The sequence below is a fragment of the Sphingomonas sp. CD22 genome, from assembly GCF_034556155.1.
Lineage (GTDB): Bacteria > Pseudomonadota > Alphaproteobacteria > Sphingomonadales > Sphingomonadaceae > Sphingomonas.
The window spans coordinates 189323-211638 of record NZ_JAYDYX010000004.1; the positions used below are offsets into that span (position 1 = coordinate 189323).

Here is a 22316-nt window from a genome sequence, read left to right on the forward strand (position 1 = left end):
TCTGTCTGGACCTCGACGGCGTCAAATGAACATCCGGTGGTGGAGCACCAACACGGCGGCGCCCAGCGGAGCCGCCAGATCCGGCTCCAGCGCAGCCACCGCAAGCGTCGCGGGCGGTTCGCGGACGCCGCGGCGTTCCGGCAGGGTGCGTTCGGGCCATTCCACCGCGTCGACGATCCGGCGGGCGAGCGCGCGCGGCAACCGGCCGCCCAGCACGATCGCCTCGCAGTCGAAGGCATAACGAAGCGTCTGGAACAGCCAGGTGAAGGAGTCTTGGCGCGCGGCGAGCCACGCGTCGACCCCCGGCCAGCGCGGATCGAACCGCGCCACCAGATCGCCGATGCCGTCGCACACGGTGCCGTGATCCGCGAGCGTGACCCTGAGGTCGCCGAGGTTCGGCGTGGTGCGGCCCGCGAAGGTGAACAGCCCGGCGATCTCGCCGGCATTGCCGTGATGGCCACGGAGCAACTGGCCGTCGATGACGGTCGCGGCGCGGAAGCCGGCAGCGACGTTGACGTAGCAGAAGCTGCCGAAGTCGGCGCCGATGCCGAGCAGATGCTCGCCGACCGCGGTGGCCGCCGCGATGTTCTCGACCATCGCGGGCAGGCCGAGGCGGCGGCCGACGAGCGCCTCGAGATCGACCAGCGCCCAGGCGTCGAGCTCGGGGGAGGGGTTGACGATCCGCGGGGCGGTGAAGAAGCCGGCGATCGCCACGCCGATCCCGACGATCCGCTCGCGCAGCGGCTGTTCGTCGCGGAACCGCGCGACCGCATCGAGCAGGGCAGCGCGCGGCATCCCCGGCAGGCTGATCTCCCGCCGCGCGCGAACCGCCCCCGCGAGGTCGAGCAGCAGCACGTCGGCGCGGTCGGTCATTACCGACAGGCCGAGGCTGAAGGCGGCGTCGGGAACGATGTGGATCGTCGCGCTCGGTTGGCCGCGGCCCTGCGCCACGGCCTCGCCCGCACGGACCAGCCCCGCGGCCTCCAGTTCCTCGGTGGCGCGGAAGATCGCGGTGCCCGACAGGCCGGTGTCACGGATCAGCGTCGATCGCGAAAGGCCGTCGTGCCGCCTGACGAGGGTCAGCACGCGGCGCGCGCGCGGGGTGAGGGAGAGGTGGTTCATCTTCACTAACTTCACGCAGAGGCCAACGGCCCAGCGTTAGCCCCGCCGTCTTCAGACTGTCAAATACATATCGTACAGAATGAAATGTATTCTACGATGTCGAGGGGGTCCATGATATATTTTACGAGACGTTCCATGCTGTTGACGCTGGCGGCCGGCACGATGCTGGCGGGGATGCCGGCGCAGGCGCAGGAGCAGGCCGGTGCGTCTGTGCCAGGCGACGCGAGCACGCAGGACAGCGATCAGCCGGACATCGTCGTCACCGGCTTCCGCGCATCGCAGCGCTCGGCGACCAAGGCGAAGCGCGACGCGGCGGTGATCCTCGATTCCGTCGCGCAGGACGACGTCGGCCGATTGCCCGACCTCAACATCGTCGAGGCGAGCCGGCGGATCACCGGCGTGTCGGTGGTCGGCGGTGCGGATGCGACCAAGAACCGCGACATCTATCAGCGTGCGACGATCCGCGGTCTCGATCCGCGCTACAATCTCGTCACGATCGACGGCATCCCGCTCGCCTCGCCCGACTGGGTCTATCGCGGTGCGCGGCTCGAGATGCTGCCGGCATCGCTGGTCTCGCGGATCGAGGCGATCAAGAGCGTCACCGCGCAATATGATCCGCACGCGCTGGGCGGGCAGATCAACATCGTGTCGAAGAGCGCCTTCGACGGCCGCGGCGATCGCAGCCTCGTGCTCAACGCCAATGCCGGCGACAACGACACCGCCGGCAAGCTCGTTCGCGGTGGTGGCGTGACGATCCGTACCGATGCCACCGCCGCGGCGCGGTTCGGCGCCAACCGCGAGTTCGGCGTCGTCGCCTCCGCCGAATACCAGCGCCTGCCGTCGACCGCGCGCGCCGAACTGCCCGGCGACAGCAACGGCGCGGGCTGGTCCTATTTCACCGCAAGGGGCGCGCGCACGCCGTTCGCCGCTCCGTCGACCGGCTATCCGGTACCGGTACGCAACCAAGATTATTTCTTCGAGAACATGCGCACCCGGCTCAGCGGCAATCTGAAGCTGGAATGGCGACCCGACGATGCGACCGCGCTGGCGCTGTTCGGCGGCTATTATCACGACACCGATACCGAGACCCGGTACGAGCTGCTCACCGTCCCGACCGGCGCGCCGACCGACGTTACGCCGACCAGCGGCCGGTTTGCGCGCGGCGACCTGCAACAAGGGCTGACCTATCAACCGGTGACGCGCGACACCTGGCTGGTCGATGCCAAGGGGCATCACGATTTCGGCGGTGGCGTGGTGCTCGACACGACCCTCGCGCGATCGCAGGCGACCTATCGCGAGCTGCGCGAGATGATCAAATACGACACCAACCCGCAGCCTGGCAACGCCACGGCAGGCTATCTGCCGGCGTTCGGCTATGCCTATCGTATCGTCCACGGCCGCCCGCGGCTGACGCTCAACGACAGCGCCGCGGCCAACAATCCCGACAGCTATCGCGCGCTCTACTATCGCAGCATCGACCGTGACCTCGATTCGACGGTGGATTACGCCAAGGTCAACCTCGGCATCAACGCCGCGGCAGCCGACCGCGGCTTCGGCGCCAACATCGGCGTCGCGGCGACGCGCACCGATCTCGCCTACGACCAGCGCTACGCCGAATATGTCCCCGCCGATGCCGCTGGACAGACGACGATCGGGTCGGCGCGCGGCCTGCTCTACGATCAGCGTCCCGGCGCCTATATGACGCCAGACGTCCCCTATCTGCTGATCGACCGGCAGGCGGCATGGCAGCGGTTTGCGGCAACGCGCAGCGCCTTCGTCGCCACCAACCAGATCGCCAACAATGCCGCCGACGATTTCCGCGATCTGGAGACGACCAAGGCGGCCTATGCGCAGGCACTGTTCCGCACCGACCGCTTCGACGTGCAGGCCGGGGTGCGCTACGACGACACGCGCCTCGTCGTCGACACCAACCAACCGACCAGCACTGCGGCGACCGCCTATCGGGCGGTGCGGCGCACGACCGGTTACGCCTATTGGCTGCCCTCGGGGCTCGCCACCTATCAGCTCGGCGACGGCATGCGGCTGCGCGCGGGCGTGTCGAAGACGATCGGCCGGCCCGACTATAGCCAATATGCCGTTCGCAACACGTTCGGGGTCGGCACCGACGGCACGCTGACGATCAGCACCGGCAACCCCGACCTGAAACCGCGCGAGGCGTGGAATTACGACCTGTCCTACGAATGGTATCTCGGCGCCGGCATGATCTCGGTCGCCGCCTTCACCAAGGATATCCGCAACGAGATCTTCACCAGCAGCCAGCAGGGGCCGGCGACGCTGTTCCAGGGCGTCACCTACCAGACCGTCTTCGTCAACACGCCGCGCAACGCCGCGTCGGCGCGGGTGAAGGGGCTGGAGGTCGGCTATACCATCGACCGGGTCGCGGCGGTGCCGGGCCTCGGCTTCAACGCCAACGTCACGCTGCTCGACGGATCGTATCGCCAGCCGGTCAGCGCGGCGGGGCGCGCAGCCGGCCTGCCGGCGACGCGGCGGACCAGCGGGTTGATCCAGCAGCCCGACTATATCGCAAACCTCACCGTCTTCTATGCCACCGGGCCGGTCGAGCTGCGCGGTTCGTACAATCGCATCGGCCGCGCGCTGCAATCGGCGGACGGCGATACGCCGCTGCGCGATCTCTATCAGGAGCCGCGCCAGCAAGTCGACGTGCAGGCGCGCTTCGCGGTGCGCGACGGGCTCGATCTCGTCGGCCAGGTGCAGAATCTCACCAAGGAGGCGTTCGTCGTCCGCCAGGGGCGCCGGCGCGAGGACGTCAATTACTTCTTCCCCGTCGGACGGACGTTTTGGCTCGGCCTGTCGTGGACGCCGAAGCTGTGAGGCCGCTGCTGTCGGCCATGGCGGCGGGCATGATGCTCGCCGCTACCGCGGCCACCGCCGCGCCCGATGCCGGTGCCCCGGACGCGGCCGTTGGGGCGCCGGCCGAGGCGACGGTCCGCGTCGTGCTCAAATTCGTCAAGCACCGGGCAGGCGCGGGGGTGCGCTTCGATGCGGCGAGCTGCCCGGCCTGTCGCCTCGTCACCGAAGCCAACTGGAACGCCGACAACGACCGAGAGACCGTGGTCGCCGTGACGGTGCCGCGGATGCGGTCGCTGGAGCTCGGTTTCGCCGGGTCGGTCGCGACGATCTGGCGGGTGATCCTGGAAGGCGGCGACCTGCCGTTCCGGCGCGAGGGCGCGCGGATCGTCGTGGCGCTGCCGCCGGTGCCGGCGGATGCGATCACCGCCGGCGAGGTGGCGACGCATATCGTCGAGCCGGGCATGGTGCTGCGCTTCGAACATGCCGATCCGGCGCGGCAAGCGGGCGATTATGCCGGCGGCCGTTTCCCCGCGGTCGAGCGCGCCGCGGCCGACGTGCTGGAATTCGCGCAGCGGGAGGCGGTGCGCGAACTCGGGCTGGGCGAGCATGTCGCGCGGGCGGGGCTGGGGACGATCCAGATCATGGGCTTCGACACCAACGCCCCCCACGATCATCGCGACTCCCCGCCGCACATCCACATGCATCTGCGCTGGCCGGGCAATACGGGGACGCAGATCGGCCATTATTACATCGGGCCGGACGGTTTGCTGACCCACAATGTCGTCGGGGTCAAAGGCCTCGATGCGCCGCAGCGCCGCTTCGAGCGCGGCCAGGCGTTCACGACGATCGGCGCGGACGGGCAGGGCGTCTACACCCACCGCATCACCGCCGAAGGCTGGCTCGATCTCGGCCGGTCGGACGGCCCGCTATGCCATATCCGCCCGGCCGGCGCCGGCGGCTTTGCCTCTGGTGCGATCGTCGCCTGTCCGGGGCAGGCGCCGCGGCGGATCAGCGTCGACGACGACCTCGCGCACGGCGTCCTGACCGTCGACACCGACGCGATCCGCGAAACCTTCCGCTACGATCCCGATACCGGCCGGCTGACCTCGCCGAGCGACGTCCCCCGGCCCGGCCCGTCGGTGTTCACCGGCGACGGGTGACGCTGCGCACCGCGCATCACGCCAACGATCAGGAGGAAACGATGACCAGCGGATAGCGCATGCCGCCCTCGACCCATGCCATTTTTCGAAAAGGAAAGATCAATGATCAAGTTTGCCAAGGTAACGGCGATGTTCGCCGCTCTGGCTGCCGCGGTGATGCCGACCGCCAGCTCGGCCTATGAGGTGATCGCGCATCGCGGCGTCTATCATGACATCGATACCAATCAGACGCTGTCGGAAAATTCCTATTATGCGGTGGTGCGCGCCCATGATCTAGGTCTGCGCGGTATCGAGCTTGATCTTCGTCTCGATGCGAGCAACAATCTGCTCGTCGTGCACGACATGATCTCCAATCGTGCGACCGATGCCGATAACGGCGATGGCGTCGTGAATGCCGTCGACGTCGCACTCAATCTACAGCAATCGCCATCGACGATCCACTTTGCCGACCATCCGTCGTCGTTCTGGGGCGGGGCGTTGCTCAAGAATTATGGTCGGAACGCCCGTCTTATCCACAATTCGTCGGTGACGGGCGACGTCGCCCACATTCAAAGCCTCTATTCGCTGCTCAACAACCTGAAGAACTATCGCGCGCAAATCCTCAACGACCGCAACTTCATGGTCGTGCTGGACATCCAGGATCCGCGTATCCTGAAGCTGGCTGCCGACCAGGTCAAGAGCTTCGGTGTCGAAAGCCACTTCTATCTCAAATTCTTCGCGAGCAAGGCGCTTTATAATGCCGCGCAGTATAAGTATAACGGTGCAGACACGTGCTATGAATATGCGAAGGGTAACAATCTGACCGGGCTGAACGTCATTCCACAGATCAACGATGGCGAACTCGACATCAACGAGGATGACGATGCCGGTCTCAACGTGTTCCAGACGCGGCTGTCGCCCGAGCATTTCCTGCAATGCTGGGCGGACGCACAGTCGCAGCATGCCGACGCAGCGAAGATGCCGATCGTCAGCGCAAGCGTGCCGGCGGATAACGTCTCCGCCACCAGTGCGGCCTATTCCGTCATCCGCTGGGCGCAGTCGCACGGGCGCAAGACGATGACGATCATCCCCAATCCCGATGCCGGCCGGCTCATCAGCGGCAGGTGCCAGCTCTTCTCGTTCCAGTCTTTCAATGTCGGGGCGGTCAGCTTCAACGGCGGCGCGCGACAGGCCAAGGCCAATTTCGCCTCGGACTTCTCAGTCCATCCGGACTATATCGTCTGGGATGTCATGGGCGATCTGAGAAACAATACCTACTATACGGACTTCACGACGTTCACATCCAATCTGTGCTGATATCGCAGGCGGCGCTGGGTCAAACCAGCGTCGCCTCGCGACGTTCGGAGCGCAACGGGAGTATCGAAAACGTGCAGGTATTGATCGAGCGACGCCGTATCTTAATCACGGGTGCGACTGCGCTGCTCGGCGCCGTCGCTGGCGGCGGTTATCTGCTGATGCCGCGGACCCGCCAGGTGCCTTTGCAGGATGCCGATCACGTACGGATCGTTCAAGCCCCTGCCGCGCTGCTGCCTGCCCCGTCGCGCGCGACAGATGGTCATGAGATCCCTGTGGTCGCTACGTCAGCGTTGGATGAACGGGTCGAAGATCAACTTGTTAACGCGGCAGCGGCAGACCGTGCGGGTAGTCGGCAGCGCATGATCGAACGGCGCAGACAGGCGGCAAGCGACGTGCAGCCAACCATACAAGCCGGTGCCTCTAACGGTGAGGAGGCATGGGCTCCCTGAGGTCGCCAATGCAGCGGCGCAGTTTGGCCTTTTTAGAGAAAATGCCATGCCTCGTGATCGCTGAAACAGACTGGGCGGAGAGCAATGTCTTGAGCCAGGTTGCCAGCCCTCGTCGAAATAAGCGTCGCGATCCGATCCCGGCCCTGCGAGGAAATCAGGATCAGCGACCTGTGTCGGCTGACGAACGAGCCGATCGAGCGGCTGAGGCCGATCTGCCCCAAGGACTGGCCTCGGCAGGTGCCGGGTCGGAAGCGCAACGGCTGTCCGGCGACCGCGCGACGACGCGGACTGGTTTAGAGACGCCCCGCTGATCAAGGGCGTCCAGCCCTGTATCCACAGCCGGCGATCACGCAACGAACCGATCAGATACGGCACAGGGGGCTACCGGTTAGGTAACCGTATCGCGATCATGTTGGTGGGCCCGGCAGGACTCGAACCCGCAACCTAGCCGTTATGAGCGGCCAGCTCTAACCATTGAGCTACAGGCCCCACCTGGGCGTTCGCTAGCGCAACCGGCGGCAAAGAAAAAGCCGGTGCGTGGGGTCGCGCATCACGAAAAAGGGCGCTTCCCAGTCGGGAAGCGCCCTTCGAGATCGTGCGACAGCAGGATCGGCGCGCCGGGCAAGCCCGACGCCGCGCGATTACAGGTTGTCGGCCTTGGCCTCGGCTGCGTCACGGACGTTGTCCGCTGCGGCGTTCGTGTTGTCGGCAACGTTCTCGAGCACGGCAGCAGCCGAGGCGTTCGAGGTGTTGTCGGCCAGCGCGTCGATGTTGTCGGCCTGCGCTTCCATGTTGTCGGCCAGCATGTCACCGTTGTTCTCGACGGCGGCAGCTTCAGGCGACTTGTGGCAGGCAGCGACGGACATCAGGCCGGCGGCAGCGAGAACGAAAGCGATCTTCTTCATTCGGTTGCTCCCAAGCAAAGCAAAGCAAAATCGCGGCCGGCCCGATCGCCGTCGCGAGACAGCTCAAATACCGCACGACTCCCCCCGGTCAATCACGAAATTCACCGAGGCGAAAGGTTCCGACATTCTTTGGCCGTTATCGCCGCGGCGTGACCGCGCCGATTTCCTCGGGCGCATTGGCCACCACGGCGAGCATCGCGGTCCATGCCGCGACGTTCTGGCGGAGCTGTTCGGGGTCGATCCGGTCGAGCGTGTCGTCGGGCGTATGGTGCGTGTCGAAATAGCGCGTGCCGTCCTGGTTGAGGTCGATCGCGGCGACGCCGAGCGCCAGCGTCGGGCCGACGTCGGTGCCGTCGCCACCCACGCCCGCACCGCGGCCGATGCCCAGCGGGGCGAGGGCGGTCTGCAGCCGGTCGGCGATCGGCTTCGCGGTTTCGGGCAGATTGACCTCGTAGCGCCAGATGCGATCCGCACCGAAATCGCTCTCGCCCGCGGTCGCATGGCGCTCGGCGCCGTGCACCCGCGCATAATCCTTGCCGCCATAGCCGCCCGGCTCCTCCGCGCCGAACCAGACGACGCGGATCGTCCGCTTCGGCCGCGGGCCGTCGAGCAGGCGCTTGGCGGCGGCGGTGGTGATCGCAACGCCCGAGGCATCGTCGATCGCGCCGGTGCCGAGGTCCCAGCTGTCGAGATGGCCGCCGACCAACACGATCCCCGCCTTGGGGTCGCTGCCCGGCACTTCGGCAATGACGTTGCCCGAGGTGCCGGTGCCGGCGAAGCGCGGGGTGAGCACCAGCCTGAGCGTGATCGGCTTTCCGCGATCGGCGATCCGTTCGAGCAATTCGGCATCGCTGACCGACAGCGCCGCCGCGGGGATCGGCGCGACGCCGGCGGGAAAGTCGGTGACGCCGGTATGCGGGTTGCGATGATGATCGGTGCCGATCGACTTGATGACGATTGCCGCCGCGCCCTTGCTCGCCGCCAGCGCCGGGCCGACGAAGCGCGCCGGGCCATAAGCCCCGTAGCTCGACCCGTCCTGCGTCGGCACCATCGCATTGCCGACATAGACGATCTTGCCGCGCACCGCCGCGGCGGGCGCATTGGCGAGATCGCCATAGGTGCGGAACACCGCGACCGGGGCGGTGAGGCCCGCCGCGGGCGTCGCGCCGGAATTGCCGAGCGCGACCAGCTTGAGCGCCTGCGGGAAGGGGGCGACCACTTCGGCACGCTCCTCGCCGCGCAGCCAGACCGGCATCTGATAGGTCTCGACGTGGACGTTCTTGAAGCCGAGCGCCTTGAGCTTGGCGACGCCCCAGGCCCGCGCCCGCGCCTCCGCCTCGGTCGCCGCCAGCCGCTGGCCGACCTCGGTGGTCAGCCCCTCGACGATGTCATAGGCGACGTCGTCCTTGAGCGCGGCGTCGCGCAGCACCGCGACCTTGGCATCGACCGGGGCGGGCAGGGGCGGCACGCTATGCTGCGCCGCCAGCGCGGTGGAAGAGGCGAGGGCCAGCAAGGCCAGTGCGATACGCGTCATTCGGTCGGTTCCCCTGTTCGGTCGTATCGCCGGGGTGTGAGCGATGGCCGCGCCGAGCACAAGCCGGGGCGGGCAACCGCGGCGGCATTTGCACGGGGGGCATCGGATCGCTACATGCCGCTCCAAGATTTCCCGTCCTTATCGATCAGGAGCCGTCGGCACATGGCCGTCCAGTATACCTACGTCATGAAGGGTCTGACCAAGACCTTCCCGGGCGCGAACAAGCCCGTTCTGAACAACATCCATCTGCAATTCATTCCGTCCGCGAAAATCGCGATCATCGGCCCCAACGGCGCCGGCAAGTCGACGCTGATGAAGATCATGGCGGGCATGGACCCCGATTTCACCGGCGAGGCCTGGGCGGCGGAAGGCGTGCGCGTCGGCTATCTCGCGCAGGAGCCGCAGCTCGATCCGACCAAGGACGTGATGGGCAACGTCAAGGACGGCGTGCGTCCGGTCGCCGACCTCGTCGATCGCTTCAACGCCATCTCGGCCGAGATGGGTGATCCCAAGGATGACACCGACTTCGACGCGTTGCTCGAGGAGATGGGCGAGCTGCAGGCCAAGATCGACGCGATCGACGGCTGGACGCTCGACAGCCAGCTCGAGCAGGCGATGGAAGCGCTGCGCTGCCCGCCGGGCGACGCCGAGGTCACCCGCCTGTCGGGCGGCGAGAAGCGCCGCGTCGCCTTGTGCAAGCTGTTGCTCGAAAAGCCCGACATCCTGCTGCTCGACGAACCGACCAACCACCTCGACGCCGAAAGCGTGTCGTGGCTGGAAAATTACCTCAAGGAATACAACGGCAACGTCATTCTCGTGACGCACGATCGCTACTTCCTCGACAATGTCGTAAACTGGGTGCTCGAGCTCGATCGCGGCCGCTATTACACCTATGAGAGCAACTATTCGGGCTATCTCGAAAAGAAGGCCAAGCGGCTGGAGCAGGAGGAGCGCGAGGAGGCCGGCAAGCAGAAGGCGATCGCGGACGAGCTGGCCTGGATGCGTCAGACCCCCAAGGCCCGCCAGACCAAATCGAAGGCGCGTATCCGCGCATTCGACGAGCTGATGGCGAAGCAGGAGAATCGCGTCGCCGGCAAGGCGCAGATCCTCATCCAGCTGCCCGAGCGGCTCGGCGGCAAGGTGATCGAGGCCAAGGGCCTGACCAAGGCCTATGGCGACAAATTGCTGTTCGACGGGCTCGACTTCACGCTGCCGCCGGGCGGCATCGTCGGCGTCATCGGGCCGAACGGCGCGGGCAAGTCGACGTTGTTCAAGCTGATCACCGGGCAGGAACAGCCCGACAGCGGCACGATCGAGGTCGGTTCGACGGTGAAGCTCGGCTATGTCGACCAGAGCCGCGACGATCTCGATCCCAACAAGAACGTCTGGCAGGAGATTTCCGACGAGCTCGAGGTCTTCCGGTTCGGCAAGCAGGAGCTGGGCACGCGCGCCTATGTCGGCGCGTTCAACTTCCGCGGACCGGACCAGCAGAAGAAGGTCGGCCAGCTCTCGGGCGGTGAACGCAACCGCGTCCATATGGCCAAGATGCTCAAGGAGGGCGGCAACGTCCTGCTGCTCGACGAACCGACCAACGATCTCGACGTCGAGACGCTGCGCGCGCTCGAGGAGGCGCTGGAGACGTTCGCGGGCTGTGCGGTGGTGATCAGCCACGATCGCTTCTTCCTCGATCGCCTGTGCACGCACATCCTCGCCTTCGAGGGCGACAGCCACGTCGAATGGTTCGAGGGCAATTACGAGAGCTACGAGGAAGACAAGCGCCGTCGCCTGGGCGATGCGGCCGATCGTCCGACACGGCTGGCGTACAAGAAGCTCACGCGCTGAGGGGGCAGGGGCGGCTTCGGAAACGGCGCCGCCCGTCTCGTCGCGAAATCAGCGCATTTCTTTTAGATGACCCGGTCACCCCAGGCTTGTTCCGCGGTGACCGGGTGGGCGTGATGCCGACGGTACCTAAGAAAAAGGCGAACCGGGATCAAAGACCGTTGGTCGAGACCGTCAAGCCGGGGATCGTCGCCGCCGCGAGCGGTTGGCCGATCGCGACACGGCGGTGGTGACGAAACGTCGACCCGGCGGGGGAAGACATGAGATGGATGATCCTGCTCTCAACCTCCACCACCCAATATTCGGCGATGCCCGCGGCGGCATAGGCTTCGCGCTTACGGCCCATGTCGATCGCAAGCGTCGTCGAGGATATTTCGACGATCAGGGCGACGGAGGCGGAAGGGATGGCGCCGGGCCCGCGCGGTTCGCGGGTCAGCACGATATCCGGTTGCGGCATGTCGTTGTCGGAGATGAAGACGCTGCCACCGGTCGGATAGAGCGTAGACCCGATCGTTTCGAGCATGCGGCGAAGGCGATAGGTCAGCTCGTCGCGGACGAAGGCATGCGGGCGGTATTCCGGCGCCATGACGAGCACGTCTCCCCCGATCAATTCCGTCCGCCGGTCGTCAAACGCATCGGCATCGCAGAGACGAAGATAGTCCTCGACCCGCAAGGCATATTTTCCGGGGGAAAGACGGTCCCGCGCCAACATGGCGTTTATATACCATTCGGAACCGTCGGACGAAAGGCTACCGCACCCGCTTGACGAAGATCCGCCCGTCTTCGCGGCGTTCGGTCTGGAAGTTCGGCACCGCCTGGATCAGGTCGGATAGCTGCTGATAGCCATAGTTGCGCGCGTCGAAGCTCGACCGGTTGCCGGCGAGCTGGCCCATCGCCGACAGGCTGACATAGCCTTTCTCGTCACGCTTGACCGACTGATAGGCGTCGATCAGCAAGGCGATCAGTTCGGGGTCGATCGGCTTCTTCGCCTTGGGCGCGGCGATCGACGGCGGTAGCGATTCGCCGATCGGCACGTCGACGTTGGCCGGCTTGGCCGCGACCGCTGCGGGCATCGCCTCGGCCTTCGCCTCGCTGACCAGCGCGCCGACGTCGATGAAGCGCGTGCATGCCTGTTTGAACGCCTCGGGCGTCTTGAGATTGCCGAAGCCGTAGACGGGGATGCCGTCCTGGCGGATGCGCATCGCCAGCGGCATGAAGTCGCTGTCCGACGACATGATGCCGAAGCCGCCGATCCGGCCGCGGAACAGCAGGTCCATCGCGTCGATCGTCATCTTCATGTCGGTGGCGTTCTTGCCCTTGGTCAGGTCGAACTGCTGCTGCGGCTCGATGCCGTGCTTGAGCGTCATGTCGCGCCAGCCCTTGAGCGCAGGCTTTGACCAATTGCCGTAGACGCGGCGGATGTTGACCGTGCCCAGTTCGGCGAGCACGGTCAGCACGGGATCGATCGCATGCCAGGAGGCATTGTCGGCGTCGATCAGCAGGGCGATGTTGCGATTGTTGTCGTCGGGCATGCGCCCGGCCTATCAGAGCCCGATCAGCCCCGCCAGCGCAGCGCGTCGACGCTCCACCGCCCGCCACCGGCTGCGGCAAGGTACAGAAAGCCGAAGCAATAGAGGATCGCCGCCTCGCCGCCATTGGCGAGCGGCAGCCAGCCCTGTGGCGCATGCGCGAGGAAATAGGCCACCGCCATCTGCCCCGACAGGAGGAAGGCGACCGGCCGGGTCAGCAGCCCAACCGCGATCAGCGCGCCGCCGACCAGTTCGAGCCCCCCCGCCACGGTAAGCAGCGGATTGAGCGGCATCGAAAAAGGCGGCAAGCCGAAGAACTTCGATACGCCGTGACCGAGAAACAGCAGGCCAAGCACGAAACGGAAGACGCTGAGGAGATGGGGCGACCAGCGGTCGGGGATCGGCATGAGCGGGGACCTTTCGTTGTCGACCCGAAACATCGCGCGATCGATCGTCCGGCGCAATGCGAAGGGCCGAAACGGTCCGTTGCCGCTCACGCCTCGGGATAGCGGATCGCGATCACCTCATAGTCCTTCTCGCCCGCGGGCAGCAGCACGCGGCGCACGTCGCCCACCGTCGCGCCGCGCAGCGCGCGGGCGATCGGTGCGTTCCAGCCGATCCGGCCGGCGCCCGCTTCCGCCTCGTCGTCGCCGACCAGCGTCAGCACGCGCGTCGCATCGTCCTCGTCGGCGATCGTCACCGTTGCGCCGAACCAGACGCGGGTGCGGTCCTCCGCGCGCGCGGGATCGACGACCTTGGCCGCCTTCATCCGCTTCGACAGCCAGCCGAGCCGCCGGTCGATCTCGCGCAACCGCTTGCGGCCGTAGATATAGTCGCCGTTCTCCGACCGGTCGCCGTTACCCGCCGCCCAGGCGATCGTATCGACCAACGCCGGCCGTTCGCTGCCGAACAAACGCTCATATTCCGCGCGCAGCACCGCATAGCCCGCGGGCGTGATGTAATTCGGCCGTTGCTTCATCGCCATGGCTCAGCCCGGCCGGCCCTTGCCGAGATACCAGCTCGTATTCGCCGGCCCGCGGCTCTTGGCGCGCGCCGGGTTGATGAGGTCGTAGACGACGGCATTCTCGACCACGCGCTGCACGTAGTTGCGGGTCTCCTGATAGGGGATCGCCTCGATCCAATCGACCATGTCGACCGCGCCGGTGCGCGGGTCGCCGTTGGCGCGCAGCCATTTGTTCACGTTGCCGCCGCCTGCATTGTACGCCGCGATCGCCAGCGGATAGCTGCCGTAGATGTTGAATACGCGCTGGAAATAGCTCGACCCCAGCATGATCGAGATATTGGGATCGGTAGTCAGCGAGGCGGGGTCGTAGGCGATGCCGATCTTGCCCGATTGCTCGCGCGCGGTGGCGGGCATCAGCTGCATCAGGCCGCGCGCACCGGCATGGCTGACCGCGGTCTTGTCGAACTGGCTCTCCTGCCGCGCGATCGCGTGGATCAGCGTCCAATTGTCCTCGTAACCCACCGGCACCGCGACCGTCGGGAAACCCGTCGCGGAATAATCGCTTAAGCCGTTCTGCATCGCGCTGCGCCCGACCAGCACGCCGAGATCCGGCCGGCCGATCTGCGTCGACAGCTCGGCGGCGAGCAGATGGTCGGTCGGGCTGGTGGCGTCCGCGGCGATCTGGCGGATGAACGCGGTCTGGTCCTGCCACTGGCCGATCTGGCCGAGGAAGCGCGCGGCGCGCACCGTTTCGCGGCTGGCGAAGGCCTGCCGCACCTCGGGCGCGATCGCCGGCGTGCCGATCCGCGGCGGCGCGACCAACGGCCGCCCGGTCCGCTCCAGCGCCAACTGCCCGTAGAATTGATCGCGATAGCCCGCCGCCTGCGCGAAATAGCCCGCGGCCTCCGCCGATTTGCCCGCCGCCTCGGCGGCGCGGCCGGCCCAATAGAAGCCCTTGGCGCGCGTCTGCGGCGCCTGCGAACCGCGGCCGTATCGCTCGAACATCACCATCGCATCGGCAGGCCGGCCGAGCTGCTTCATCGCGGTCTGCCCGGCTAGCCAGACCAGGCTCGTATAATCGTCGCGCTCGCCATAGGGTTTGGTCGAGACGTCGGTGCCGGCCGGATAGGCATCGTCGACCTGCCGCGCGATGTCATAGGCGAGCTGATACTGGCCGTCCGCCGCCGCGCCACGCGCATTGGTCAGCAGCACCTCATACCAGGCCTCGACCGCGCCCGGCCGCCCGGCGAGCGTCCGCGGCCGCGCCAGCCAGCTCCGCGCGGTCGGCGACGCGCCCGAATTGCGCAGCCAGACGGCGCGATCGGCGACATAGCCGGGGTCGGTCGCATATTGATCCTGCGTCCGCATCGCGAGGTCGGCGGCATTGGCCGCATTGGTGCGGAAGGCGAGCCGCGCTTCGAACACCGGGCGTCGCGCCGGGCTGGTATAGGCGATCTGGCGCGAGGCGACTCCCGTCGCATTCTGCCACAGCAACGCGTCCATCCGCGCATCGTGATCGTCGGGCGTCAGTGCGCTCGCGAAGCTCGTCAGGATCGTCGCCTCGTCGTTCGCCGATAGCCCGCCCTTGCGCCACGCGGCGCGCGCGGCGGCCTGCGCCTCTGCAGTGCGACCCACCGCCTGATAGGCGCGCGCCTGCGCGACGAGCCCCGCGGTCGACTGCGGCGGGAAGCGGGTGAAGAAGGCGAGCACGCTGTTCGGCGAGGCATTGACCGCCTGGCGCTCCGCCGCGCGGCGGTTGGCGGTCTGGCTCGGCCAGCCGGGATGCGCCATCAGGAAGCCGGCGTAGCTGTCGAACGGCAGCGCGTCTGTCTGCTGGATCGTCTTCCACTGCGCGATGGCGGCGGCGATCGCACCGTCGGCGGGCGATTGCGGCGCCTGCGGCGACATGTTCGCCATCTGCGTGCGATAGCGTTCGAGTGCGTCGGGGCTGCTCGCCTGATTGCTCGGCGGCACCTGCTGCTGTACGGGCGCCGCGGTTACTCCGGCGAAGGCGGCGATGAGGATCGAGATCGGCAGGCTGGTCGGGTGCATGTGGACATCATACGGTCTCGACCCGTATCTGTCCTGAACGAAAATCCCGACTGGCCGCAGCAGGAGCCCGAAAAGTCCCATGTTCTCTGGTTCCATCCCCGCTCTGGTCACGCCCTTCGCCGCCGACGGAGCGTTCGACGAAGCCGTCTACCGTGATCTTATAGAGTGGCAGATCGCCGAAGGGTCGTCGGCGCTGGTCCCCTGCGGCACCACCGGCGAAGCGGCGACGCTGACCGCCGACGAGCATTTCGGCATCGTCCGCATCTGCGTCGAACAGGCGGCGGGCCGCGTGCCGGTGATCGCCGGCGCCGGGTCGAACGACACGCAGGTCGCCGCCGCGAACATCGCGCGGGCGCGGGAGGCGGGCGCCGACGCCGCGTTGATGGTCCCACCCTATTACAACCGCCCGAGCCAGGAGGGCATCTATCAGCATTTCGCGCATCTCGCCGCGCGCGCCGAACTGCCCATCGTGCTCTACAACGTTCCCGGCCGTACGGTGACCGACATCCAGCCAGCGACGCTGGTGCGGATCGTTACCGCCTTTCCCGACATCTTCGTCGCGGTGAAGGACGCGAGCGGCGCGATCGCACGCGTCTCGGCGCATCGTGCCGGCTGCGGACCCGACTTCGTCCAGCTCTCGGGCAACGACGACATGGCGCTGGCGTTCAACGCGATGGGGGGCAGGGGGTGCATCTCCGTCTCCGCGAACGTCGCGCCGCGGCTGTGCGCAGACTTCCAGGCGGCGTGCCAAGCGGGCGATTATGCCGCCGCATTGGCGTTGCAGGATCGCTTGTATCCGTTGCACGACGCTTTGTTCTCGGACGCGTCGCCCGGGCCGGTGAAGTACGCGATGACGCGCGTGAGGCCGGGCTTTCCGAAGGGGCTGCGTCTGCCGATGACGTGGCCCGCGGAGGCGTCGCGGGCGGCGGTGGACGCCGCACTCGCACATGCGGGGCTTATCTAAGTCCTCCCTCGCTTTAGCGGGGGAGGGGGACCGCCCGCGTAGCGGGTGGTGGAGGGGGCGTCTCCGCAAACGCTAGGTCGCCGTATCCTCCCCCTCCGTCAGGCCTAACGGCCTGCCACCTCCCCCTGGCGGGGGAGGAATAAGGGCGGAGAGGGAATTAGACCGTCCAAACGATATCACCCGCCCCCGCTTCCCCTCGCTCGCAACACCTCCTACATCGCCCCCACATGTCGCGTCCCAAACCTGCCACCTTCGACAAGAAGAAGATCGTCGCCGAGAACCGCAAGGCCCGGTTCGAATACACGATCGACACCGTCTACGAGGCGGGCATCGCGCTCACCGGCACCGAGGTGAAGTCGCTCCGCTTCGGCGAGGGCAGTATCGCCGAGAGCTATGCCGAGGTGCGCGACGGATCGGTGTGGCTGGTCAACGCCAACGTTCCCGAATTCAGCCACGGCAACCGCTTCAACCACGAAGCCAAGCGTCCGCGCAAATTGCTGCTCCACGAGCGCGAGATCAACAAACTCCACGGCGCCGTCGCACGCGAGGGCATGACGCTGGTCCCGCTCAGCGTCTATTTCAACGGCCGTGGTCGGGCGAAGGTCGAGCTGGCGCTCGCCAAGGGCCGCAAGGACCACGACAAGCGCGCCGCGATCAAGGAACGCGAGTGGAAGCGCGAAGCCGGCCGCATCATGCGCGACCGCGGCTGAACCCGGCGACCGACGCGAGCATGTTCCACAAGAGCGTCGCCTGGTGTCGTCGCAACATGCCGACGCGCGAATCGATGGAATCGAACCGGCTGCTGCGCCCGGTCGCGCATCGGGTGATGGAGCCGGGCCTGTGGCGGTTCAACCGCCGGTCGGTGCCACGCGGCGTCGCGCTCGGCATGGTCGCCGGCTTCCTGTTCCCGGTCGCGCAGATCGCGATCGCCGCGCTGTTCGCGCTGCCGTTCCGCGCCAACGTGCCGGTCGCCGCGCTCACCACCTTCATCACCAATCCGCTGACCACGCCCTTCCTGTGGTTCCTCGCCTATCGCATCGGCGCCTGGGTGCTGCACAGCGACGCGCCGGCGATCGTCCAGCCGGTGGCGGAGGCGACCGACTGGCTGCACCGCGTCACCGGCGCGCTCGGCTGGCTGTGGGACAAGGGGCCGGCGTTCGCGCTCGGCCTCGTCATCCTGACCAGCGTCAGCGCCGGCCTCGGCTATGCGTTGAGCGCGTTCGGCTGGCGGTTGTGGATCGCGCGCAAATGGCGTCACCGTCATGCGCCAAACCGGGTTTGACGGGCCGTGCCAAGCCGGTACAACACGCAGCATAATATTCGACAAGACAGGGGGATTTTGATGCGTAAACAGGTACTTGCCGCCATTCTGCTCGCTTCGGCCGCATCCGGCGCGGTCTATGCGCAGACCAATGCGCGCTCCGCGACGGCACCCGTCGCCACCGATGGCAAGCCGAAGCTCGGCGATTTCGGCGTCGACCTGACCGCGATGGATCGCAAGATCGCGCCCGGCGACGATTTCTACAATTACATCAACGGCGCGTGGATGGCGCGCACCGAAATCCCCGCCGACAAGGCGAGCTGGGGCGGCTTCGGCATCCTGCGCGACCTGTCCGACACCCGCACCAAAGCGGTGATCGAAGGCGCGGCGGCCAGCCCGAGCAGCGATCCCGTCGCCGCCAAGATCGGCGACACCTATGCGACCTTCATGGACGCCGCGACGATCGAGGCGGCGGGTGCCGCGCCGCTCAAGCCCTATCTTGCCAAGATCGCCGCGATCCGCTCGCAGAGCGATCTCGCCAAGGCGTTCGGCGAGGCGACGATGCACGGCATCGACGTGCCGGTCGGCGCCGGCGTCGAGCAGGACCTCAAGGACAATACGGTCTACGCCGTCTATCTCGGCCAGGGCGGCCTCGGCCTGCCGGATCGCGACTATTACCTCAAGGACGACGCCAAGTTCGCCGAGGCGCGGACCAAATACGTCACCTATATCGCCGACATGCTGCGCATGGCCGGCCAGCCCGACCCGCAGGGTTCGGCGCAGCGCATCTACGATCTCGAAAAGCAGATCGCGCAGGTCCATTGGGAACGCGCCGAGCTGCGCCAGGTCGAGAAGGGGTATAATCCCGCGCAGGTCGCCGATCTCGCGACCAGCATGCCGGGCTTCGACTGGAAGGCGATGCTCGCCGCGCAGGGTCTCGGCGCGCAGACCCGCGTCATCGTCGGCCAGCCCTCGGCGCTGACCGGCACCGCGAAGATCATCGCCGCCACGCCGCTGCCGGTGTGGAAGGAATATCTGGCGTTTCACACGATCTCCAACGCTGCGCCGCTGCTGTCGTCGAACTTCGTCAACACCCAGTTCGCCTTCTTCGGCACGACGCTCAACGGCACGCCGCAGCTCAAGGAGCGCTGGAAGCGCGGCGTCGACCTCGTCAACGGCAGCCTCGGCGAGGCGGTCGGCCAGATCTACGTCCAGAAATATTTCCCGCCCGAGGCCAAGGCCAAGGCCGACGAGCTGGTCCACAACCTCATCGTCGCGATGGACGCGCGCCTCGCCAAGCTCGAATGGATGGCGCCCGAGACCAAGGTGAAGGCGCGCGCCAAGCTCGCCGCCTTCACGCCGAAGATCGGCTATCCCGACAAGTTCCGCGACTATACCGCGCTGCGCGTCGTCAAGGGTGACGTGCTGGGCAATGCCGACCGCGTCGCCGAATTCGAATACAACCGCCAGCTCAACAAGATCGGCAAGCCGGTCGACCGCAGCGAATGGTTCATGACGCCGCAGACGGTCAACGCCTACGCCAACCCGCTGATGAACGAGGTCGTCTTCCCGGCTGCGATCCTCCAGCCGCCGTTCTTCGACCCCAATGCCGATCCTGCGGTGAACTACGGCGCGATCGGCGCGGTGATCGGCCACGAGCTGAGCCATCACTTCGACGATCAGGGCCGCAAGTTCGATCCGAAGGGCAATTTCGCCGATTGGTGGACGCCCGCCGACGTCCAGCGCTTCACCGCGCTGACCGACAAGGTCGTCGCGCAATATGGCGCCTACGAGCCGATCGCGGGCAGCCACGTCAACGGCAAGCTGACGCTCGGCGAGAATATGGCCGATCTCGCCGGCATCAACGTCGCCTATGACGCGTACAAGCTGTCGCTCAAGGGCAAGAAGCCGCCGGTGCTCGACGGTTTCACCGGCGACCAGCGCTTCTTCATGGGCTTCGGCCAGGTCTGGCAGACCAAGGCGCGCGAGGCCTCGATCAAGAACCAGCTCACCACCGATCCGCACACGCCGGGCCAGTGGCGCGCCTATGTCGTCCGCAACCTCGACGCCTGGTATCCGGCGTTCGACGTGAAGCCGGGGCAGAAATATTATCTCGCCCCCGCCGACCGCATCAAGATCTGGTAATCCTTCGCTTTTCCGCCGCCCGCTCTGACAAGAGCGGGCGGCGTTTTTCGTTTCCGGAGACGTTATGAAGTCCTTCCTCATCGCCGGGCTGCTCGGCGCATCGGCGCTTGCCGGCATCGTCCACGCCCAGACGGCACCCGCGCCGGCCGCCGCTACTTCGGGCAAGCCCGAACTCGGCACCTACGGCTTCGACACCGCCGGCATGAACACCGCGGTCGCGCCCGGCGACGATTTCTACGAATACGCCAACGGCACCTGGGCCAAGACGACTGCGATCCCCGCCGACAAATCGAGCTTCGGCGCGTTCGACGTGCTCGCCGACCGGTCGCGCGATCGCACCCGCGGCATCCTCGACACCGCCGCTGGGATGCGCGGGTCGAAGATCGGCACCGCTTATGCGACCTATCTCGACACCGCGGGGATCGAGAAGAAGGGCCTGGCCCCGATCAAGCCGTGGCTCGCCGAGATCAAGGCGGCGACCAAGGCGAGCTATCCGACGCTGATCGCCAAGGCGGCGCGGCAGGGGGTCGGCACGCCGTTCGGCACCGGCGTCGGCCAGGATGCCAAGAGCCCCGAAGTCTATATCGTCGGCGTCCGTCAGGCCGGCCTCGGCCTGCCCGATCGCGATTATTACCTCGACGCCAAGAACGCCAAGGAGAAGGCGGGCTATGAGGCGCATATCGCCACGATGTTCACCCTCGCCGGCGAAGCCGATGCCGCGGCACGCGCCAAGGCGCTGGTCGACTTCGAGACGCAGATCGCACAGGTGAGCTGGACGCGGATCGACAGCCGCGACGCCAACAAGACCTATAACAAGACGAGCGTCGCCGACCTCTCGCACAGCGCGCCGGGCTTCGACTTCGTCACCTATCTGAAGGCGCTGGGCACGCCGGTCGACAGCCTCAACGTCAGCCAGCCTTCGGCGATCACCGGTATCGCCAAGCTGATCGCCGACGCGCCGATCGCGGTGCTGCAGGACCAATTGCTGATCCGCAGCCTCGACAATTACGCCGACGTGCTGCCCGCCGCCTTCGATCAGGAGCAATTCGCCTTCTACGGCACCTTGCTCTCGGGCACGCCGCAGCAGGAGGAGCGCTGGAAGCGCGCGGTCGGCTTCACCAGCGGCGCGCTGTCCGACGAGGTCAGCAAGGTCTATGTCGCGCAATATTTCCCGCCCGAGACCAAGGCGGCGGCCGACAGCCTCGTCAGGAACGTGCTGGCGGCGATGGATACGCGCATCGACAAGCTCGACTGGATGGCGCCGGAGACCAAGGTCAAGGCGCATGCCAAGCTCGCCGCCTTCACCCCCAAGATCGGCTATCCCGACCGCTGGCGCGACTATTCGGCGCTGAAGATCGTCCCCGGCGACGCCTTCGGCAACGAACGTCGTGCGGCGGAATGGCGCTACGCCTATAATATCGGCCATCTCGGCAAGCCGTTGCAGCGCTGGGAATGGGGCATGACGCCGATGACGGTCAACGCTTATGCCAATTTCGGCATGGTCGAGATCGTGTTCCCCGCCGCGATCCTGCAGCCGCCGTTCTTCGATCCCAACGCCGATCCGGCGGTGAATTACGGCGGCATCGGCGCGGTGATCGGTCACGAACTCAGCCACCATTTCGACGACCAGGGCTCGAAATACGACGCCAAGGGCCAGCTCACCGATTGGTGGACGCCGCAGGACGTCGCACGCTTCAAGGCGCTCACCGCCAAGCTCGTCGCCGAATATGACGCCTACGAGCCGCTGCCCGGCATGCACGTCAAGGGCGCGCTCACGCTCGGCGAGAACACCGCCGATCTCGCCGGCCTGTCGGTCGCTTATGATGCGTACAAGACGTCGCTGAACGGGCGCGCGGCGCCGGTGATCGACGGCATGACCGGCGACCAGCGCTTCTACCTCGGCTGGGCGCAGGTCTGGCGCCGCAACTATCGCGAGGCCAATCTCAAGCAGCGGCTGATGACCGATCCGCACAGCCCGTCGCAGCAGCGCACCTGGGTCGTCCGCAACCTCGACCCATGGTATGCCGCGTTCAAGCCGGCGCCGACCGGCAAGATCGTCCTGCCGCCCGAACAGCGCGTGCGCATCTGGTAGCAGGGCGGGGTTCCGGCGATCACCAGAGGCAAGCCGTCACCCGGAGTCTTTTCGGGGTGACGGCGGTCGCTGCGTGATCGCCCGCCCCACGGGGGATTTGACCATCGCGGAAAGGAAGCAATACGCCGCAACGGCTTGCTGCTGCGCCGGACCGCCACCAATCGCTTGACCT

Annotated in this window: 18 protein-coding genes and 1 tRNA gene; 10 read left to right on the forward strand and 9 right to left on the reverse strand. The window is 66.7% G+C overall.

Translation table 11 applies throughout. The features are described 5' to 3' along the window. Positions 1-21 precede the first annotated feature (21 nt). Positions 22-1122: an ROK family transcriptional regulator gene (locus tag SFC76_RS09565; protein ID WP_322849249.1), complete on the reverse strand. Its 1101-nt coding sequence runs from the start codon at positions 1120-1122 to the stop codon at positions 22-24. Between the two features lie 135 nt (positions 1123-1257). Here SFC76_RS09565 and SFC76_RS09570 point away from each other — a divergent pair, with 135 nt between their 5' ends. The 4 genes from SFC76_RS09570 to SFC76_RS09585 all read left to right on the forward strand — a co-directional run bounded on the left by SFC76_RS09570 (position 1258) and on the right by SFC76_RS09585 (position 6859). Then, entirely contained in the window at positions 1258-3975 is a 2718-nt protein-coding gene (locus SFC76_RS09570; RefSeq protein WP_322849250.1) for a TonB-dependent receptor, read from the forward strand. Between the two features lie 29 nt (positions 3976-4004). After that, entirely contained in the window at positions 4005-5114 is a 1110-nt protein-coding gene (locus tag SFC76_RS09575; RefSeq protein ID WP_322849251.1) for a hypothetical protein, read from the forward strand. 102 nt (positions 5115-5216) lie between these two features. Further along, positions 5217-6410 carry a hypothetical protein gene (locus SFC76_RS09580; protein WP_322849252.1) on the forward strand — a complete coding sequence of 398 codons (1194 nt, stop codon included), beginning with the start codon at positions 5217-5219 and terminating at the stop codon, positions 6408-6410. Further along, on the forward strand, positions 6404-6859 hold the full coding sequence (locus tag SFC76_RS09585; protein ID WP_322849253.1) for a hypothetical protein: 456 nt from the start codon (positions 6404-6406) through the stop codon (positions 6857-6859). Before SFC76_RS09580 ends, SFC76_RS09585 begins: the two co-directional genes overlap by 7 nt. Positions 6860-7272: 413 nt before the next feature. Here SFC76_RS09585 and SFC76_RS09590 read toward each other — a convergent pair. The 3 genes from SFC76_RS09590 to SFC76_RS09600 all read right to left on the reverse strand — a co-directional run bounded on the left by SFC76_RS09590 (position 7273) and on the right by SFC76_RS09600 (position 9298). Next, positions 7273-7348 (reverse strand) — tRNA-Ile (locus SFC76_RS09590). 152 nt (positions 7349-7500) lie between these two features. Then, a complete protein-coding gene (locus SFC76_RS09595; protein WP_322849254.1) occupies positions 7501-7764 on the reverse strand; it encodes a hypothetical protein in 264 nt (87 codons plus the stop codon). Between the two features lie 136 nt (positions 7765-7900). Continuing rightward, complete coding sequence (locus SFC76_RS09600) at positions 7901-9298, reverse strand: M20/M25/M40 family metallo-hydrolase (protein WP_322849255.1); 1398 nt, start codon at positions 9296-9298, stop codon at positions 7901-7903. Between the two features lie 162 nt (positions 9299-9460). Between SFC76_RS09600 and ettA the strand changes: the two genes are divergently transcribed. Then, on the forward strand, positions 9461-11140 hold the full coding sequence (gene ettA / locus SFC76_RS09605; protein WP_322849256.1) for an energy-dependent translational throttle protein EttA: 1680 nt from the start codon (positions 9461-9463) through the stop codon (positions 11138-11140). A gap of 148 nt (positions 11141-11288) precedes the next feature. Here ettA and SFC76_RS09610 read toward each other — a convergent pair whose 3' ends face one another. From SFC76_RS09610 to SFC76_RS09630, 5 genes are all read right to left on the reverse strand, one after another. Further along, positions 11289-11849 (reverse strand): Uma2 family endonuclease, encoded by a 561-nt coding sequence (locus SFC76_RS09610; RefSeq protein WP_322849257.1) that lies wholly within the window; start codon positions 11847-11849, stop codon positions 11289-11291. Between the two features lie 37 nt (positions 11850-11886). Beyond that, complete coding sequence (locus tag SFC76_RS09615; protein WP_322849258.1) at positions 11887-12669, reverse strand: NYN domain-containing protein; 783 nt, start codon at positions 12667-12669, stop codon at positions 11887-11889. Between the two features lie 23 nt (positions 12670-12692). Further along, on the reverse strand, positions 12693-13073 hold the full coding sequence (locus tag SFC76_RS09620) for a DoxX family protein (protein ID WP_322849259.1): 381 nt from the start codon (positions 13071-13073) through the stop codon (positions 12693-12695). An 86-nt stretch (positions 13074-13159) separates the two neighbouring features. Then, positions 13160-13645 (reverse strand): GreA/GreB family elongation factor, encoded by a 486-nt coding sequence (locus tag SFC76_RS09625; RefSeq protein WP_322849260.1) that lies wholly within the window; start codon positions 13643-13645, stop codon positions 13160-13162. A 9-nt stretch (positions 13646-13654) separates the two neighbouring features. Further along, the gene (locus SFC76_RS09630; RefSeq protein ID WP_322849261.1) at positions 13655-15682 is read right to left on the reverse strand and encodes a lytic transglycosylase domain-containing protein; all 2028 of its coding nucleotides are present in this window, start codon (positions 15680-15682) and stop codon (positions 13655-13657) included. Positions 15683-15761: 79 nt separating this feature from the next. Between SFC76_RS09630 and dapA the strand changes: the two genes are divergently transcribed. From dapA to SFC76_RS09655, 5 genes are all read left to right on the forward strand, one after another. Further along, entirely contained in the window at positions 15762-16646 is an 885-nt protein-coding gene (gene dapA, locus SFC76_RS09635; protein WP_322849262.1) for a 4-hydroxy-tetrahydrodipicolinate synthase, read from the forward strand. Positions 16647-16873: 227 nt separating this feature from the next. Continuing rightward, complete coding sequence (gene smpB, locus SFC76_RS09640; protein ID WP_038659218.1) at positions 16874-17356, forward strand: SsrA-binding protein SmpB; 483 nt, start codon at positions 16874-16876, stop codon at positions 17354-17356. Between the two features lie 20 nt (positions 17357-17376). Further along, the gene (locus SFC76_RS09645) at positions 17377-17928 is read left to right on the forward strand and encodes a DUF2062 domain-containing protein (RefSeq protein WP_322849263.1); all 552 of its coding nucleotides are present in this window, start codon (positions 17377-17379) and stop codon (positions 17926-17928) included. A gap of 60 nt (positions 17929-17988) precedes the next feature. Beyond that, positions 17989-20052: a M13 family metallopeptidase gene (locus SFC76_RS09650; protein ID WP_322849264.1), complete on the forward strand. Its 2064-nt coding sequence runs from the start codon at positions 17989-17991 to the stop codon at positions 20050-20052. 64 nt (positions 20053-20116) lie between these two features. After that, entirely contained in the window at positions 20117-22144 is a 2028-nt protein-coding gene (locus SFC76_RS09655; protein ID WP_322849265.1) for a M13 family metallopeptidase, read from the forward strand. The last annotated feature ends 172 nt before the right edge of the window (positions 22145-22316 follow it).

Bases quoted from the DNA above. Each gene is read 5' to 3' on its own strand.
- SFC76_RS09565 (WP_322849249.1), bottom strand. From the start codon at position 1,122: ATGAACCACCTCTCCCTCACCCCGCGCGCGCGCCGCGTGCTGACCCTC.
- SFC76_RS09570 (WP_322849250.1), top strand. From the start codon at position 1,258: ATGCTGTTGACGCTGGCGGCCGGCACGATGCTGGCGGGGATGCCGGCG.
- SFC76_RS09575 (WP_322849251.1), top strand. From the start codon at position 4,005: ATGATGCTCGCCGCTACCGCGGCCACCGCCGCGCCCGATGCCGGTGCC.
- SFC76_RS09580 (WP_322849252.1), top strand. From the start codon at position 5,217: ATGATCAAGTTTGCCAAGGTAACGGCGATGTTCGCCGCTCTGGCTGCC.
- SFC76_RS09595 (WP_322849254.1), bottom strand. From the start codon at position 7,764: ATGAAGAAGATCGCTTTCGTTCTCGCTGCCGCCGGCCTGATGTCCGTC.
- SFC76_RS09600 (WP_322849255.1), bottom strand. From the start codon at position 9,298: ATGACGCGTATCGCACTGGCCTTGCTGGCCCTCGCCTCTTCCACCGCG.
- ettA (WP_322849256.1), top strand. From the start codon at position 9,461: ATGGCCGTCCAGTATACCTACGTCATGAAGGGTCTGACCAAGACCTTC.
- SFC76_RS09610 (WP_322849257.1), bottom strand. From the start codon at position 11,849: ATGTTGGCGCGGGACCGTCTTTCCCCCGGAAAATATGCCTTGCGGGTC.
- SFC76_RS09615 (WP_322849258.1), bottom strand. From the start codon at position 12,669: ATGCCCGACGACAACAATCGCAACATCGCCCTGCTGATCGACGCCGAC.
- SFC76_RS09620 (WP_322849259.1), bottom strand. From the start codon at position 13,073: ATGCCGATCCCCGACCGCTGGTCGCCCCATCTCCTCAGCGTCTTCCGT.
- SFC76_RS09625 (WP_322849260.1), bottom strand. From the start codon at position 13,645: ATGAAGCAACGGCCGAATTACATCACGCCCGCGGGCTATGCGGTGCTG.
- SFC76_RS09630 (WP_322849261.1), bottom strand. From the start codon at position 15,682: ATGCACCCGACCAGCCTGCCGATCTCGATCCTCATCGCCGCCTTCGCC.
- dapA (WP_322849262.1), top strand. From the start codon at position 15,762: ATGTTCTCTGGTTCCATCCCCGCTCTGGTCACGCCCTTCGCCGCCGAC.
- smpB (WP_038659218.1), top strand. From the start codon at position 16,874: ATGTCGCGTCCCAAACCTGCCACCTTCGACAAGAAGAAGATCGTCGCC.
- SFC76_RS09645 (WP_322849263.1), top strand. From the start codon at position 17,377: ATGTTCCACAAGAGCGTCGCCTGGTGTCGTCGCAACATGCCGACGCGC.
- SFC76_RS09650 (WP_322849264.1), top strand. From the start codon at position 17,989: ATGCGTAAACAGGTACTTGCCGCCATTCTGCTCGCTTCGGCCGCATCC.
- SFC76_RS09655 (WP_322849265.1), top strand. From the start codon at position 20,117: ATGAAGTCCTTCCTCATCGCCGGGCTGCTCGGCGCATCGGCGCTTGCC.